The organism is Desertivirga brevis, from assembly GCF_017355835.1.
In genome coordinates this window covers 62,104-80,581 of the sequence record NZ_JAFEWF010000008.1, presented here as the reverse complement: position 1 = coordinate 80,581, position 18,478 = coordinate 62,104, and the positions used below count along the sequence as shown (strand labels likewise).

Here is an 18,478-nt window from a genome sequence, read left to right as displayed (position 1 = left end):
TTTTTAATCAAAATCAGAAATAAACGTTGTAATACTGTTTGCTTCGAGGATAACGCTGCTTCCTGCAGGCAAACCTTGTTTTACAGTTAGATCTTTTGATGCATTAGTAGTATAAGAAGTCAAATTTTTCATTTTCCCGCTACTGGTATTGAGTGTTAATTCGGCTTGCTGAGCATTTGAATTTATAGCTACTGTTACCAATCTGTTATCCGGTGTTTTATAAGATGAAATCAAAACTTCCGGCTCGCCCATAGCGGAAGTATTTAAGCGCACTGAACCTGGAACAATAAAACGGCTGTAATTGCCTAAAGCCCACAACATCTTACTGCTATAAAAATTTCCATCTGTTTTATTCTTATCAATATAAACAAGTCCGTCTTTATAATCATAGGGAGAAACTGCAGTCCACCATTGCCATGCTGAGGCCCCTGCGTTTACAAGGTCATTATGAATTACTCTGGCCAGATAAAGAGCTGATGCCATTCCAAGATCCCGGCCCTCTCCTTTTATTTCATTTTCATTATCACCAAGAATACAATACTCGGATTGCCACAGCTTTAAGTTGTTGGTTGAAGCTAGTTTTGAAGCCATTTCTTTTCTTATAGAAACCGCTTTTGCATAGGTAGATGTAGTGAAATAACTGTGTGCAGCAATTAATTTTTCAACCTTGGTTAAATTGCCGATGTAATCTGCTGATGAAGGATTGAAAAAGGCATCAATTTGATTCCCCTTATCGGCCTTACCATGAGCGGAGTATAAAAACTCGTATTGTCCGGCTTCCGAAACCAGGATTTTGGTTTGTAAACCGGTTGTTTTTAAAGAGGCGTCCAACGCTTTTACAATTCCTGAAATATTATTATTAGTAAAAGGTGTACCCTCCTGGCCTCCATTACTCCAGTCCCACTGAGGCTCATTAACCGGACTAACGTAATTGAACGCGACGCCAGTTTTATCATAAATCCCTTTTATAGCAGTAGCCAGATAATTGGCAAATGATGGATAATTTTCTGCAGAAAGGTTAGGCATCGATGAATTTGCAAAAGCCTTTTTAGTAATTGTAAATTGAACAGGGGGACTATTAGTAAAGGCAAGGAACTGGTTTACGCCACGTTCTTTTGCCGCTTTCAAAAACCACATTTGGCCCGCCTGCAAATTCCAGTTGTAATTTCCGTTATCATCCAGAAAAGACTCTGCTCGTCTCCATTCATCTGCAATGCCACTTTTACTTCCCTGTTGAGCACTACCTGCCCCTAAATTAAATCTCCACATAGAAAGACCAATCCCTTCGGGCGATCCATCGGCTTTCAGTTTCTTGCTGAATAAAAGGTCAGCAATGGCGTTTTTCTTCGTATCGGGCCAATTACCAACAAATTGACAAGCCCAGGCATCTGAAGCGCCAAAATTGTCAATAGTTTGGTAAGTTTTGTTCAAATCAATCGTTACACTGATTTTTCTTATTTCGGTACTAGTCCCTGCCTTTCCCGAGTCTTTATCTTTCCCGCAGGCAACAATACCGGCAAAAATCAAAAAGGGAATAATAGCGGTTATATGTTTTATTTTCATCTTCTTAAATTGATCAGAGATGCTAACTAACAATTAGCGCATCTCCGATCTATTATTAACATTCTAATCCTATTCCTTACAATCCCCAGCTATAGTGAACTTTGAAAAGCTACCTAGTATTTAGAATTTTGAGGTAGTTTATTGCCAGAAGCCTGGATTTCAGCTCTTGGAATTGGTAACCAATAATGTTGTTCCATGAACTTCCTTCCTTCCAGAGCCACCTTCTTTTGGTAAGATAAAGTATTCCCTGTTTTAGTAATAGTTATTCCTTCCGCAGGGGCATTTTCTGTTTGCTCAGCAATTTTCCAGCGACGCACATCATAGAAGCGATGCTCTTCAAATGCCAGTTCCACCCTGCGTTCTCTACGTATAGCTTCCCGCATTTGATCTTTCGTCATTCCTGCTGTAAGGGCAGGCATATTTACACCATTTCTTGCCCTTATCTGATCAATTGCAGCTTTAGCTGAAAGTGCTGCTCCTGCGGGAACAACCTCAGGACCATATACTTCATTTGCAGCTTCAGCGTAGTTAAGCAAGATTTCCGCATATCTGAAATAGATCCAAGGCTGCAATCCTGCAATGTTCCAAGGATTATTGATAGGCATACTCTCATCCACGAATTTTCTCAGGTAATACCCAGTTTTTGAAGTATTCCAGTTGGATGGTCCATCTTTACTATCCCTGCCTCCAGGAATGAAGGTTTCAACTGTCCTTCCTCGGTAGGGAGATCCATTATATAAAACAGTATAACTTAAGCGGGGATCACGATTAAAATATGGATTCTGAGGATCATAACCAGACGAAGGGTCATCAATCAATTTACCGTTAGTCATTTCATAGGAGTCTACCAAATTTTGCAAAGGCAGATTACCTCCCCATGCATCATAACCGTTAGGTCCGTTTGCAATTTCCATTGGAACGTGACGGGCACCTACTGTATAATAGCGCGCAAAAATAACCTCACTATTTTCACTTGAACTTATAAACATATTCTGGTAGTTGGAACTGAGGCCGTATTTGTTCAAATCAATTACGGATTTGGCAGCATCAAATGCAGCTTGCCAGGTACCAGCATTGTAAAGAGGACTAGCGGCATAAAGAAGTAATCTTGATTTTAGAGCGAGCGCTGCACCCTTTGTTGCCCTACCTTTCAACCAACTTGAATTATTATTTGAGGGAAGATCAGCGGCAGCTGCGTTCAACTCGTTTACTGCATAGTTTATGCACTCTGCAAGGCTCTTTCTTTCAAATAGAGATGCATCAGTATAATCAGTTCCGAGTTCATAAACATTGTCACCTAATAGCGGCACTCCACCATAATTTCTAATTAAGTCATGATATCTGAAAGCTCTGATAAACTTTAGCTCTGCCCGCAACCATTTTTTGTGATTTTCACTAATAGTTACTTTATCAATATTTGCTAAAGCATAGTTGCACTCTCTGATACTTCGGTAGCTCCGGCCCCAGAAAGTTCCTGCAATCCCCAGGTTATCCGGAGATAGCTCCCCCTTCTGGACTAACCATGTGTTATCATCATTATTGTAGATACTCTCATCTGTAAGAGAGCTCCACATTGCATATTCAAATCCACGACCAAAGCCTGGTAAAGTTCCTTCGGCCTCTTTGTTAGTAAGCCGGATTCCCAAATAACGGTTGATAACATAGGCCTCAAATGTTACGGAGTCTCCCGTAATAGCGGCATCAGAAACTCTGTCGGTAGGAGTTACATCAAGCATATCATTCTTACAAGAAGAAACAAGTGATACCGAGGCAGCCAAATAAATTATATTAAGAATTTTTTTCGCTTTCATGATCATTAAAATTTAACGTTAAGGCCCAGATTAACAATTTTTTGTTGTGGATAGAATTGACCGCTTTCGTTGTTCAGCTCAGGATCAAAGTCTTTCACTTTAGTAATAGTAAAGACGTTGAATGCATTCGTATAAACTCTTACACTTTGCAGCTTGATGCCTGAAAGCAACCGTTTTGGTAAGGTGTAACCTAGTTCAACATTTTTAAGTCGGAAAAAGGCAGTATTGAAAAGCCAGAAATCATTTTGATAAAGGCCGCCACTGATTGCCGAGGATGCACGAGTGTCTACCCTTGGAAAGGTTCCGTTTGGATTAGTTGGACTCCAGCGGTTATCCGCCCATGAGCTATAATAATTGCCAATCGTTCCTGCTTCTCCTAACACATATTGTCTTACCCTTCCCTGTCCCGAAAACACAGAGGAGAAATCAAATCCTTTCCATGAGGCATTAAATGTAAAACCATAAGTAAGCTGAGGTATATTACCGAGTTCTGTTCTGGTCCTGTCATTGGCATCTATCTTACCGTCTTTATTATAGTCTTCAAAAATCAAGTCTCCAAGCTTAGCTCCGGTAACATGTGGGGTATTGTCTAATTCCTGCTGAGTTCTGAAAATTCCGGTAGTGCGGTAAAGCAAATAGGAATTAAGAGGATTTCCTGTTTGACGCTGATATTCTAAAACACTTGGAGCTTCATCCACAAAAACTTGTTTATTTTTAGCCAAAGTGATATTTCCAGAAATACCGTAACTGAAGTTTCCGCGGTGGTTATAACCGAGGGTTGACTCGAAACCCTTATTGTCTATTCTTCCAATGTTCTCATTTGGAACTAAAGCACCCTCATACTGGTTCACAATTCCTGTCACTGCGGGAATAGATGCGTTTCGCTGTAAAAGAAGTCTGTCGCGGTTTTCCCGGAAGTAGATAAATTCGAAGTTGAAATTATTAAGGAAGGTTGTATTGAATCCAAGGTCAGTCTTCTTTGAAACTTCCCATGTAATATTAGGATTAGCCAGCTTTACCAAATCTATACCTGGCACAACTGCGCTTCCTAATGTGTACTGGTTATTGAACACATAATTATTGATAAACTGATTAGCATCAACCCTATCACCGCCCAGCTCTCCATAAGTAGCTCTAAGTTTCAAATCATTAATGAAAGGAACGTTATTCTTGAACCATCCTTCGTTTGAAACTCTCCAGCCTAACAACACACCCGGAAAATAGCCGAAACGATCTGATTTGGGAAATATCGAAGACCCATCAGCACGGAACTGCACCTCCGCTAAATACTTCTCGTTGAAGTTGTAATTAATCCTTCCAAGATAGCTTATACGGCTTTCTTTACCACTCCAGCCGCGGATTCCCCTGTCGGTTGGATCCGTTCCTCCTTGTGATAATTCAGGAGTTTGGGCTGTTGGAAAATTCCGGCTTGTTGCTTCAAGGAAATCCCAAGACCGCGTACTTTGTTCGTAAGCAACAAACGCGTCCAAATTGTGCAAGCCTACCTTTTTCTGGAAGTTTAACTTAATGTTCGCATTAGAAAGCGTATTATTTTCAGCCGACTGAGTTAAAGAAGCTTTTGACTCACCTACAGTTTTGGGATCATATACTGACGTAGTTGTGTTATACAGATACACCAGATATGGCTGCCTGAAATTACGAACATTTGCCTGTGTTTTGTCCAAAGAATAGAACCCGTCGAGGGATAGGCCTTTTACCTGAGGTATAGTATATGAAGCCCTTAGAATTCCGTTAAAGGTTAGTCTTGGATTTTTGTTCAGACCTCCCATTCCAGTTACCATCGTTGCCGGGTTATTATTTTCAATTCCGCTGGTCGGATACCCGTTGGGATAATAGGCAGAAATTGTTGGATAGGCACGATAGATAGATCTGAAGATATCTCCTGCTCCTGAAGTTGGAAATTGCCTGTTTTCTTGCCTTCCAGCTAAGGACAGACCGATTTTAAAATTATTTGACACCGTGCCATCTACATTTGACCTGAAATTGTACTGGTCGTACTTAGTTGCACTGTTTTTGTATAAAGCATCCTGACTTAAAGCGCCTAGGGAGACGTAATATTTTACAGCTTCACTACCGCCGGTAAGAGAAAGACTATGCTGGCTTTGAGGTGCTGATTTACGTAGTACCTGATCAGCCCAATTCGTATTGGGATAGTTTAATGGATCAGAGCCGTTTCTGAACTTCTCAATCTGCTCTTCAGTATAAACCTGATTCATGCCACCAGCAGGAGTGGCGTAATACTGAATTTCATTCCTGATAGTTGCATAGGTTGCTGCGTCTGCCATTTCAGGTAACCTGGTCGGCGATGAAAATCCTTGATTAAAGCTATATGAAATGCTTGGTTTACCATTCGCGCCCCTCTTCGTAGTCACCAGGATAACCCCGTTTGCCGCCCTACTTCCATAAACTGCAGCAGAGGCATCTTTAAGGATGGACCAGGACTCTATATCATTAGGATCAAGCCTTTCCATACCACCTAGCTGACCCGGTACTCCATCTACAACAACCAGAACATCTCTGTTACCGGTAGTTGATATACCCCTTATAGTAATTTGAGAACCATCGTATCCCGGTTCTCCACTTCTATTCGTAGCAATAACACCGGAAACACGTCCGGCTAACGAGTTTGAAAGATTAGGCTGAGGGCTCTTTGCTACGTCGGACCCCTTAATAGTTGAAATAGATCCTGTAACTGTGGCTCTTTTCTGAGTACCATAACCCACTACAACAACTTCATCCAATGCTTTGGCATCGGTTGCTAAATTAATGTTAATAGTACTGCGGCCGTTTACCGGAACCTCCTGAGACTTAAACCCGATAAAACTAAAAACAAGGACAGCATTATTGTCTGAAACAGAAATAGAATAATTTCCATTAACATCCGTGCTTGAACCCGTACCTGTATTTTTAACTTTTACACTCACCCCTGGTAATGGGGCATTTGTATTGTCTGAAACTTTACCTCTAACAGTAACCTGAGCGGTCGCGGTAAAGACAGAGAATATCAATGAAGGCAGAATTAAGCCAAGCTTAATCCACCAGTTTGTGGCATATTTACTACGCATACTTTAAAGATGATTTGTTTAATAATTGGCTTGAAATAATTGGCTTGATTCACTATCGTAATCGTTTTTTCATACTGCAAAATTTTAAACCCTGACTTCGTGAATTAATTTAAGCCGGCTTTTCACGAGCTAAGGACAGGAGCTAAAGTCGGGGTAAAACGCGTTAGGGCGTGAGGGGTAAATGACTAAAAGAAAGAGGGGTATTAGACTAAAATCTAGTTCTAAAGCATAAATAGTGCGGTTTATACACAAGCAGGTCTTAAAACTTAAAAATAATCAGCGATAGCAAGTGAAGGTTCGCTGAACCAATTATTACATTTTGGGGCAAAGCAAAAAGGAGCAAACTGTTTCGGGGCGGTATTTGATAAAACTGCTACCCGCCCTTACTCACAATTTCCTTCTTTATCGTATGGGTCGAATTAAAATTCCTTCTGTATTTGCGTATATATTCGGAAGGGTTCATTCCGAATAGCTTGTTAAACTGTTCACGAAAATACTTCACGTCTTTGATTCCAACCATATAAGCAATTTCCGAAACTGTAGCGCCGGTACTAATAAACATTTCGGCAGCTTTTCGAAGGCGGATGGAACGAATAAAAGCATTAGCCGACTGCCCTGAAACAGACTTTATCCTTAAGTACAGCGTAGACTTGCTCATTGCAATTTTATCAGCCAGCATTTTAATACCAAATTCCTGATCCGTTAAATGCTCTTCTATAATTTGAATACACTTATCTAAAAATTCCTTGTATTCAGCAGATATCTTTGAATTATCACTCTGCAGCGTTACCTGGTTATAGAAGTAGTTCTGAAGATTATTCCGACTTTTTAATATTCCTGACACACGAGCTAACAGGATTTCCTTCTCAAATGGTTTGCTTATAAAATCATCTGCACCGCATTCAATTCCTTTTAGTTTCACTTCAACTGAGGAACTAGCCGTTAACAAAATTATCGGAATATGATTCAAGGAAGGATCTTCTTTAACTTTACTGCAAAGATCAATTCCGCTTAACTCCTGCATCATTACATCACTGATCACCACATCCGGAATGTGCTTCTTAACCATCTCAAAGCCTTCAGCCCCATTATCCGATTCAAGCACCTCAAACTCCTGCTGGAATAGCTGGCGTATGTACTGGCGTATCTGTATGTTATCATCAATGATCAGGATTGTTTTAACCTCCGTAAAAAGTTCCGAGCCTTTCTCTCCTTCCTCTGGTTCGATGGCCGGAAGTTCTACCGGCTTGAGGTCCTCAATCAGTTCATCAAGAAACACTGAAGCTTCCGGTACCTCTTCAAAAATTATATTGGAATTGAAATGGTTTTTCCCTTTCAGCAAGTTAATAGTAAAAGTTGTACCGAGCCCTTCTTTACTGCAATAGTTCACGGAACCATTATGGGCATCAATAAAGTTCTTGACAAGAAATAACCCAATACCGAAGCCACTCTTAGCGGGCCCCTTGCTTCCGCTCACCTGGTAGAATTGGTCAAATAGATTGGCTCCAACACTCTCAGGGATTCCCACTCCTGTATCTGATACCATAATTTCTATTTGCTCCTCTTTCTCCATTAACCTTATTCGCACAGCTCCATTTTCGCTTGTAAACTTCAATGCGTTTGAGATCAAGTTAAACAGGACTATCTCTACCTTCTCCCTGTCAGCATATATCTCTATTTCCTCGTTCTCTGTCTCAAAGCTCAGATCAACTTTCTGCACTTTGGCCTGATTGGTAAAGCAAAGTACAACTTCACGGCAAACGCTTGTGATGTTTAACTTTACGATCTTTAGCTTTCCACTCTCACTTTCAGACTTCCTGAACAGAAGAAGCTGATCAACCAGGCTCAAGAGTCTTCGGGCATTTCGATATACCACATTCAATTTTGCAGGGGTGATTTCTTTCCCCTCCTCATATAACATTTCTTTTAGAGGATTAATGATCAGGGTTAGCGGCGTACGGAATTCATGAGAAATATTAGTGAAGAAATCTGCTTTTTTCCGATGCAGTTCCTTCTCCTTTTCTGCCTCAAAATGGGCGGTCTTTACTTCATATTTTAGCTTTGCCTGCTCTGTGCGATAACGTATATAAGCATAAACAGCTCCGACTGCGGAGCAGAGATAGAATAAATAAGCCCACCAGGTTTTATACCAGGGGGGCAATACTTGAACCCTGATACTTGAAAATTTATCAGACCACACTCCATCATGGTTGGCAGCCTTTACCTTGAAAGTATAAGTGCCTGGGTCAAGGTAACGGTATGTGGCCGACTGCTGGTCTTTCACATATGTCCATTCCTTATCAAGCCCTTCCATTTTATAAGCAAACTCTCCTTCGCCGGGAAATGCATAATCAAGCATTACATAACTTAGCGAGAAGACAGGTTGGTCTGGCCTTAATACAATCTTAGCTGCTTCGGTAATATCAGTGGACTCTTCTTTTTGTCCTTCTGCTGTTTCCTTCCCGAATAACCTTAAGCCTGTTATCAAAACATCAGGATGGTAGGAACTTTCCCGTACGCCAGAAGGATTAAAGATATTCCATCCCTCAGTTCCTCCAAACACCATGAACTTCTTTTCTCTACTGTAAACAGCTGATCCTTCATGGAACTGTCCCTGCTGTAGTCCGTCACTGGCATCGTAATTAATCAACTTGCCGGTCTTAGCATCCAGCCGACTTAAACCTTTGTTCGTGCTGAGCCATAATACTCTGCCGTCCTCCGACCTAATGGCATTTACAGTATTGTTACCCAGCCCGTTCTTCTCATCAAAAACCTTCAGCTCTTTTGTGATCGTATTATACTTTATAAGGCCGTCTCCCTCTGTTCCTATCCAAAGCTGCTCTTCTGGGTCAAGGTAAAGAGCAAAGACTACATTATTGGATATAAAGCGCTTTTCTTTTCCGGTTCGGAACACCGGGTAGAATTGTTTTTTAGAGACGTCGAAATAGTTAAGGCCTCCTCCGTAAGTCCCAACCCAAAGATTTCCTTTTCGGTCTTCTACAATAGACCTGACGTCGTTGGAACTGATATTGCTATTTCCGTTATTATAGCGGACAAAGTTATCACCAGGTTCCTTAAAAAGATTTAATCCTCCGCCGTTTGCGCCTACCCATAGCCGCTTCTTAGTATCTTCGAAAATTACTCTTACGTCATTCGCGCCTAAACTTCTATCGTTATCTGTTGCCCGTTTATAATTCTTAAATTTATCAGTAGAAGGATTGTACAAGAAAAGTCCTTTTTGATAACTTCCAAACCAAAGGCGATTCCTGCTGTCTTTAAAAGCCGAAAGAATGGCGTTATCTGTAATGCTTCCTGCAGTACCACCCGCAGTATAATGTTTCAGGATCTTACCTTCGGCAGTTGATTTATAAATTCCACTCCCGTCTGTGCCCAGCCACAAGTTCCCCTGATCATCGAGGCACATCCCGTAATACCTTACAAAGCTCTCGTCGGGCTGTTTGATCTGGAATTTTCGGAATTTCTCAGCCAGGCTACTTATAAAATACAAACCATTACCATAAGTCCCTAACCATATATTTTTATCCTTATCCCGGAAGAGACATTGTACGGTACGATGGGTTAATGGGGTACCATTTTCGCCTTTAACTGTTTCAAAGGCATAAGTATCCTTATTTGCCTTAATCTTATATAAGCCACCCTCCTGCAAACCAACGAGCAATTCTCCCTGTTGATTTTCGATCAAGGATAAGAATATATTACTGGGCAGACCACAAGCAGGGCCATCTATAAATTCAAACCTATTCGCAGCTCTTTTATAAACTGCAAGTCCGTTTGAAGTTGCAATCCAAACATCACTATTTTTATCTTCGTAAATCCGGTTAACGCGTGTTTCTTTCACGGAATTAGAAAACTTTGCAGGCGATAAGACCTGGCTGCCTTTAACCCAGAAAGCAGACACTCCTTTGTCACTGGTGCCTACCCAAAGCATTCCCTTTGAATCCTCAAACAAGGACAAAATAGAATTCGAATTCGCGGGTAAGCCTTCCAGGTTCTTACTATTATAACTTTTTATCTTTTTGATCTTTACATCAAAATATATAAAGCCATTACTGGTACCCACCCATAAATTCCCGTTCCTGCTTCCGGTGATTGAACTTATATCATTTTGAAAAGCAGAGGTAGCTCCCGAATTAAAACGGTGGTGAATAAAATCAGAAGACTTAGGATCGTATTGATTTAAACCATCTCTGGATGATACCCAAACAGAACCAGAGGGATCAGCGTAAACAGAATGCACAAAATTACTGCTAAGACTTCGGGGATTGTCCTTTTCATTTTTAAAGATCTTGAATGCATTCCCATCAAACCTGTTCAGTCCGTCGGCTGTTGCAAACCACATGAAGCCTCGCTGATCCTGACAGATACTGTTAACAATACCAAAGGAAAGTCCCTTTTGTGGCCCAAAATGCAAAGTCCTACTGCCTGTAAATCCCTGAGGATAAACGTTACAGCACAGGAAAAGTAAAAAAAACAGAAATAAAAACCTTCTCATCCTCAGCCCGTGGTTAGTACTTAAATTGGTTAAAACATAGATAACATTTTTTTTGCTAAGCTCAAGAATGATTTGATAAATGTTCCAGCATATCTCTAACTACCTCATCTAACCCAAATTTCGGTTGCCATCCCCAATCCTTTTGCGCCACACTATCATCTATACTTTCGGGCCAGCTGTGCGCTATCGTTTGTCTGAAGTCCGGAATGTAAGTGATCTGAAAATCAGGGATGTACTTACGTATTGCCGTTCCCAATTCTTCAGGAGTAAAACTAAGCGATTGAACATTGTACGCCATGTCAACACTAAGATTTTCAGGAGAAGCCTGCATCAATTCCAATGTAGCTCTAATTGCATCATCCATATAGATCATCGGCAGTCGCGTGTCTTTTTCGAGGAAACAAGTGTATTGCTCTCCCTTAACAGCCTTGTAAAAAATATCTACAGCATAATCGGTTGTCCCACCCCCTGGCATCGATTGATACCCTAAAACTCCCGGATAACGAATGGATCGTACATCAAGGTTATATTTACGACGGTAGTAAGCTATCCAGGTCTCTGTGGCTACTTTACTGATTCCATAAGCAGTAGAAGGATCCAAATACGTATTTTGAGGAACCTTAGTGCGCGGAGCGGAAGGACCAAAAACAGCAATTGAACTTGGAATAAAGAGCTTACTCACTTTACACTCCCGCCCTGTCTCAAGGACATTCAACAATGTCCTGGTATTTATTTCCCAGCTGCTCAAGGGGTTCTCCTCAGCCTTCGCAGAAAGGATAGCAGCCAAATGATAAAGCTGAGTGATCTTATGTCGGGATAGCAACACCGATATTGCTTTAGGATCAGTAGCATCTAAAACTTCAAAGATCCCCTCCCCATCAAATACAGGCCGTATATCTGCCGCAATTACGTTGCCTTTCCCCCATAATTCCTGCAAAGCGGGAAAAAGTACTTTACCTATCTGACCGTTGGCGCCTATTACTAAAATACGTTCTGTGCTCATTCTGTTCTACCTGAATTATTGAAAGGGCTTTCTGAGAAATTAATTTCTCAGGAAGAGAACAACAAAATCACGTAGTTTGCTTACCGATCAAAAATAATTCCTAAGGCTAAACCTCAATTAACCGTTTTCGGCTCGTGTGCGTCGATCAAAACTCATGATTGATAGACAGATAGGATTAAACAGTAGTTCATAAGATTGCTATTTGCACGTTTAAAAATTAGGGAGACAAAGATGGAGGAGCCTTCAGACTTCCCCAACCAGAAGCTTGAGAGCCCATCTCCAACACCAGCTCACCCCCTTTAATAATATCTTCATGTTCGATCCAAGCCTGATTAAAAAGCTTACCATTCAACCATGCTTGCCGAATGAATTCATTTTTATCTGATAGATTTTTTGCGATCACCTTAAAGTCTTTGCCTCCCGGAAGGTGCAGCACTGTTTCTTTCACCGCGGGAGAATTAATCAGATAATAAGATTGTCCGGCATTAGGAAATAAACCTATCATGTGAAAAGCCAGCCAGGACGACATAGCTCCAGAATCGTCGTTCCCTGGAAGCCCGGCGGCCGAACTATTATAGTTTTCAGCGATTATTTGCTTGATCTGCTGGCTGCTTAGATCTGGCCTTCCAACCCAATGGTACAAGTTCGGAGTCAGGAATGCAGGCTCATTGCTGACAGTATAATACCCCCTTTTAAAAAAAGTATCCAGCCTTTCTTTAAAAGCTTTCGGTCCCCCCGATGCTTTTACCAGCTCAGCAATATTGTGCGGCACGTAAAAAGAATATTCCCATGAATTTCCTTCATAGAAAAAGCCGCACCACCAGCAAACGCAAATGGGCCACTCCTGCGCTAATGGGGTGTAAGGTAGGTAGGTGATCCTACCATTGCTTTCAACACATTGCACGCTGTCAATCCATTTTCCGGAAGGATCTCTGGGCATTATAAAGCCTGTAGCACCGTGATCGGTGACCGGCCTCCAAAGGTTTTTCCAATTATCAGACTGTTTGATAAACCGCTGGTACTCTCCATTTCTCCCTAACCCTTTTGCTACTATTGCCAGGCAATAGTCGTTATATGCATACTCAAGTGTACGATTACCTGCACGAACGAACCGGTTAGAAACATAACCAAGAGTATTATAGTCCGTTAAACCTCCACGTCCTTCTTTTTCTTCGTTTCCTCCTGGCGGCACCGTAGCGTCTTTTAACATTGCCTCCAGCCCAAGGTTGTAGTTAATGCCTTTTAACTTCTTCACATAGGCGTCGGCAATTAGAACTTCTGCATTTGAGCCTCCCTGCGTGCGCCCATTACTATTACCGCTTCTTGCATCGGGCATGTAACCATCGCGCTGATAAATATTAAGCAGAGAATTCACAATTGCGACTTCCCGCTCCGGATCTAACAGTGTAATTAAGGGGTTCGAAGACCGGAAGGTATCCCAAATAGCATAGAAGTCGTCATAATAAGGGACCGTCTGCCACAATGGATTTTCCCCTGAGCGGTCAACCGGCATCAACATGGTATGATACAGTGCCGTGTAGAACATTTTCTTTTGTTCTAAAGAAGTTGACTTATCAAATTCTACTCGTTTCAGAAGTTTTTCCCATTTGCCCTGCGTCTCAGAAAGTAGTTTCTCGAAATTCCAGTAAGGTACTTCTGCTACAATGTTCTGACGAGCCTTTAGGCTGCTCACAAAGGATATACCGACTTTTACCTGTATAACATTAGTAGGATCCTGACCAAAGCTAAGGAGCACCCCGGTTTTGTTTCCGTCATCGGCCTGGGCTTTAATACCCTTGTACAAATTACCGTTCTTGTAAGTGGAAAACTCTGAAAAAGGCTTGTCTGTAATAGCGTAAAAGTATACTGTATATGCTGCGCCATTATTCCAACCTCCCCTTATGCGACTATAACCTCTTATTTCAGTGTCTGAAACAACCTCAATCTCCGACCCTACGAATTGCTGTGCTTCCCTTGAATCTGGAATGGGCCGTTCTCCTAAAAACTCTCCCGCATCAATTTTAATTAACTTGGCTTTATCCGGTTGATAAGTATAACGGTGAAACGCTACTTTCTCTGAAGCACTTAGCTCAGCCTTGATCCCATAGTCTTTAAGCAATACGCTATAGTAACCAGCACCCGCCTTTTCCTGATCTCTAAACGACTCTTGCCTGATCTGATCAGATTTCCCAGAAAAGGGCATCAATAAAATATTACCGTATTTAGGCCCTCCCCCGGTTCCGCTTACGTGTACCTGACTGAAACCATACAGCGGAATATCCTTGTCTGGTGAATAACCACTATTTGAAGCTTTACTGACATCAGGACCAGGCTTAACCATGCCATAAGGACAGGAAGGGCCGACGAAGACATTTCCAAGTCCTTCAGAACCTATAAATGGATCCACATACTTCACAAATCTGTAATCCTGACACTTGGCCTCTTTCGAGAAAGAAAGAAGGTAAAGAAAAGCAACAACGATATGGAAAATAGTCCTGAACATCCTAGTACTTTTTAACGGCCTCTGCTTTTCCCGCGAAAGCGGCATCACCTTCGAGGTTTATTGTCTTCAGGTTATTAACTCCATGGCTTTCCAGGACGTGCTTGAAATATTCCGGCTTATTCTCACCCCATTTCACGGAACTGTTACGAATAGTGATATTGCTGGCATTATCCAAATAAAAACCTGAAGTGCTTCCCATAAGTAGGCCTTCAACTTTTGAGGGCCGACGATCATAAACCCCACCTTTTATATCTGTAGTTTTGTTTATATGAAGATCTACCTGATCAAAAACAATATCTGAAATCTTATCTGAAGACTCTGCTCCAACATAAATACCATTTTCGCTTACCCCCTTAATATTACTAAAGTAAATGCGGCTCACATTACCCACGCTACCTTCTGTTTTCCCCTTGGGGAAGCGCCAGTTTGCGTCCTTATGATTGCCATTCGCTCTGCGAAAAGCAGTTACATAAATAGGTTCAGCCTTACCCCACCATACATCTGAAAACAAATGAGAGTCAATAACTATATCAGAAAAGATTACGTCTGTCACTGTCCCTTCGTCCCTGTTTTGGATCCCAATACCCCTGTTACTTTTTTTGATGATGCAGTTATTAATAACTACATGACTGATCCTGTCCATATTCTCCGAACCAATTTTAATGGCGCAGGAGCGAGACGTCATTGTACAATTACTTACGGTGATATTTTCACATGGCCCGAACTCTTCATACTCCCGGCGATTTTTCAGGCATATACAGTCGTCTCCCGATTCTATATAACAATTGGTGATACGAACATTCTTGCAGTGATCCAGGTCAATGCCATCACTATTACGCACTTTCAAACTGTTTAATAAGGTGATGTTATCGATAGCCACATCATCGCATCCAATGAGGTGAACTGTCCAATAGGCTGAGTTTCGAATGATAAGATCGTGAATACGGATATTCTGACCACCTATTATCGTTAATAAATGAGGACGAGGGTCAATGATGTCAAAAGGCTTCAGCACGTAAGAATCTTCCAATTCAGCTCCCATAAATGAGATCCCATTTCCATCGAGGAAGCCTGATCCAGAAATGGTCACATTTTTTAAATTCTCACCACCGATCCAAATAGTACCCTCTCCTTTATTGTCCCGGAAGGCACTCCTCTTATAAACACTTTCGTCAGGATTAGCCAAAATACCAGCATTCACTTCCACAACCAGTTCTATATTTGACTTCAGATCAAACGGTCCGGCCATGAACACTTTTCCAGCCGGAACTATAACTTTTCCGCCCCCTGCCGACGAGCAGGCGTCGATTGCTTTCTGAATAGCTCTGGCATTATCCTTTTTCGGTTCAGCCACAGCACCGTAGTCGGTGAGGTTGAACTCACGTGATTTTATTTGGTTCTTCTGAGCAGATAAAGGGTTGCTCACAATTAACAGAAGCAGGAATAAATAATTTTTAAATAGTGTGTTTGTCATTTTTACTTGCTAAGGGATTTGGCTTGGTCACTTACTTTTGTTGCCCAATTCTTATTTGGTTTATCACTAAGAAATATTTCGAGCAGACCACCGTCGGTGATCATTCTATGGCTAAGATAGTTCTTGAAATAAGGCTTTCCATTAAATTTCACAGAGGATATAAATCCCGACTCCGGGGAGCTGCGCCGTGCCACTACTTTGAAACTTTTAGCACCAGGTAATATGATGTTATAACTGTCGAACAAGGGAGAGGTTAACATATATTGATCTGAAACCGGATTTAATGGATAGAAGCCAAGGGCTGAAAATACATACCAGGCCGACATCTGCCCGGCATCATCGTTTCCACTTAAGCCACCCGGCCCATCTCCGTATTCATCTTCCAGGATCTGCTTCACTCTCAACTGAGCTTTCCAGGGCGATGGAGTATAGTTGTACATAAAGGGAATCTGATGCCCTGGTTCATTACCATGCCAATACTCTCCACCATTAAAAAGCTTATCAAGAGAACTCTCTAATATATTCGCTCCTCCCATTAGTGAGGCAAGACCTTTCACATCATGCGGAGCATAAAAAGTATATTGTTGTGGGGTACCCTCGGTAATATAGGGTTCCTTATGGCTGGCATTGAACGGTTGATACCAAGACTTATCTATAAAGCGCCCCCGCACCATATTTACGGCCGGATCAAAAACATTCCGGTAATTTAAGCTGCGCCGTATCAGCGCTTTGTGATCTTTCTTTTTATTCAATCCTTCTGCTACTTTAGCCAATGCATAGTCGTCAAAGGCGTATTCAAGGGTACGGCTTACCTGTTCTTTCTTATGAAATGCTTCCTGCACAGAGTCCTCCATTGGAATGTAACCATATCTTAAATACGACTCCAGAGCCCTTCGCCCCTTGCCGTCTTTATAATCCTGCGTAGATGACTGGGCGAAAGCGTTTTGCCGCATCAATCTATAAGCTTCCTGCTGATCGTAGTCGCGAATGCCTTTCACAAAAGCGGAAGCTATGAATGCTGTAACATGATCTCCTATCATCGCTGCGGTATAGCTGTTCCAGCAGGGAAAGATGGGTAACCAACCGCCTTGTTGTCCCTTTAGCACCATCGAACGGACACTACTATTGATCAACTCTGGCTGCAGGATCTCAAATAAAGGCAGGTGAGCGCGATAAATGTCCCACATAGAAAAATCATCATAATAACTGCCCTTGGCAATCTTGTTCAGCTTGTAATTACCAGAAAATTCAGGATAAGTTCCATCTACATCATTAAACAATCTCGGATGCTGCATAGTATGGTACACCGAAGTGTAGAATATTTTTTTACTTTTCACATCCTTTCCTTCCACCTTGATCTGTCCGAGAGCCTGCAGCCATACCTTTTTGTTGCGTTGAGTGAGCGCTTCAAAATCCCAGTCTTTAACTTCAGCCTGAAGGTTCCTCAAAGCACCTTCAATGCTGCTGAAAGAAGTTCCCACTCTAACCCTAAGCTTCTCTCCTGCTTTTAATGTAAATCCAACAAAAGCGCCTATATTTTTCCCATTCCTGAGGCTATCAAGTTCGAATACATCCTTTCCCCTGTATGTTCCTGCGCGACTAAAGCCGCGGTCTATTTGTAGCACAAAATAACCACTGAACCCTGCCGGTTTCCCCCAGCCCTGATAAATCCGGTGAGCGGGGTTATATCCCCAGATCAGGCCCTTTTTCTGATCCACTTTAACAAAGCCTTTCTCCTGGTCACTGTTAGGAGTAATCAGCAGATAAACACTATCAGCCTTTTGGGCTGTAATTTGAAAAAAGCCGCAGCGAAGAGTACCGGTCATCTCTACAAGCAGATTATACCCAGGTAAACTTGCCCGGTAGTAATGAGGCGCCGCAACCTCTTCTTTATGGGAAAAGGGGGTCTGATATTCCTGGGAAAGGGTTCTAAGAGTTCCACTTATAGGCATGATAGTAAAACTGCCATAATCCTGCGTACAGGAACCACTCAACCAATGAGTTCCTCTGAAACCGGAAAGCAAGGAATCTTTATAAAAGTAAGGCGGCTGACACTTTACTTCGGTTTGCCGGGTTTGTGCTGTCCATTGAGTCATAGCAAAAGGCAATCCTACTGCCGGAATAGTATTAGCATTTAATTCTGTTCCATTGCCATGCTTTAATGCAGCCTTAGTAGTGGCGGGTGCGGTGCCCGACAGGGGCTGAACATAAGAGACAATATCCTGAGCCTGTACCTTCATACAGGTCAGAATTGCAAACGAAACGATTATGAGGAGCCTTTTCTTATTCACTTTTCGATTTTATCAAAGAATATATAGATCTTTTCAGCTTCCGATAAACATTACTATTGTTGATTTAAAGGAAGCTCAAAGAGGAGCTTAATTGATTAAAAAAGTTTTTTCCTACTAAAGGTTCACCAAACCTAAAGCTTATAATTGATGCTGCTAAAATATAAATATGCCAGCTTTGAAGATCCAGCAAGGCAGTAATTAATTACGAAACCGATTAAGTAAACCCTTCAAGAG

At 41.7% G+C, this 18,478-nt stretch carries 8 protein-coding genes; all 8 read right to left on the bottom strand.

What is annotated here, in order from left to right:
• Positions 1 to 3: 3 nt before the first annotated feature.
• The 8 genes from J4N25_RS18095 to J4N25_RS18060 all read right to left on the bottom strand — a co-directional run bounded on the left by J4N25_RS18095 (position 4) and on the right by J4N25_RS18060 (position 18,244).
• Positions 4 to 1,563, bottom strand: coding sequence for a glycoside hydrolase family 30 protein (locus J4N25_RS18095; RefSeq protein ID WP_207423210.1), 1,560 nt, complete (start codon positions 1,561 to 1,563; stop codon positions 4 to 6).
• 113 nt (positions 1,564 to 1,676) lie between these two features.
• Positions 1,677 to 3,374, bottom strand: a complete 1,698-nt coding sequence (locus J4N25_RS18090; RefSeq protein ID WP_207423209.1) for a RagB/SusD family nutrient uptake outer membrane protein — start codon at positions 3,372 to 3,374, stop codon at positions 1,677 to 1,679.
• Positions 3,375 to 3,379: 5 nt separating this feature from the next.
• Positions 3,380 to 6,460: a SusC/RagA family TonB-linked outer membrane protein gene (locus J4N25_RS18085; RefSeq protein WP_207423208.1), complete on the bottom strand. Its 3,081-nt coding sequence runs from the start codon at positions 6,458 to 6,460 to the stop codon at positions 3,380 to 3,382.
• Positions 6,461 to 6,833: 373 nt separating this feature from the next.
• Positions 6,834 to 10,973 (bottom strand): two-component regulator propeller domain-containing protein, encoded by a 4,140-nt coding sequence (locus J4N25_RS18080; protein WP_207423207.1) that lies wholly within the window; start codon positions 10,971 to 10,973, stop codon positions 6,834 to 6,836.
• 61 nt (positions 10,974 to 11,034) lie between these two features.
• Complete coding sequence (locus J4N25_RS18075) at positions 11,035 to 11,976, bottom strand: NAD-dependent epimerase/dehydratase family protein (protein WP_207423206.1); 942 nt, start codon at positions 11,974 to 11,976, stop codon at positions 11,035 to 11,037.
• A gap of 217 nt (positions 11,977 to 12,193) precedes the next feature.
• Positions 12,194 to 14,479, bottom strand: a complete 2,286-nt coding sequence (locus J4N25_RS18070; protein WP_207423205.1) for a GH92 family glycosyl hydrolase — start codon at positions 14,477 to 14,479, stop codon at positions 12,194 to 12,196.
• 1 nt (position 14,480) lies between these two features.
• The gene (locus tag J4N25_RS18065; protein ID WP_207423204.1) at positions 14,481 to 15,953 is read right to left on the bottom strand and encodes a glycoside hydrolase family 28 protein; all 1,473 of its coding nucleotides are present in this window, start codon (positions 15,951 to 15,953) and stop codon (positions 14,481 to 14,483) included.
• Between the two features lie 2 nt (positions 15,954 to 15,955).
• A complete protein-coding gene (locus J4N25_RS18060; protein ID WP_369410870.1) occupies positions 15,956 to 18,244 on the bottom strand; it encodes a GH92 family glycosyl hydrolase in 2,289 nt (762 codons plus the stop codon).
• Positions 18,245 to 18,478: the final 234 nt, after the last annotated feature.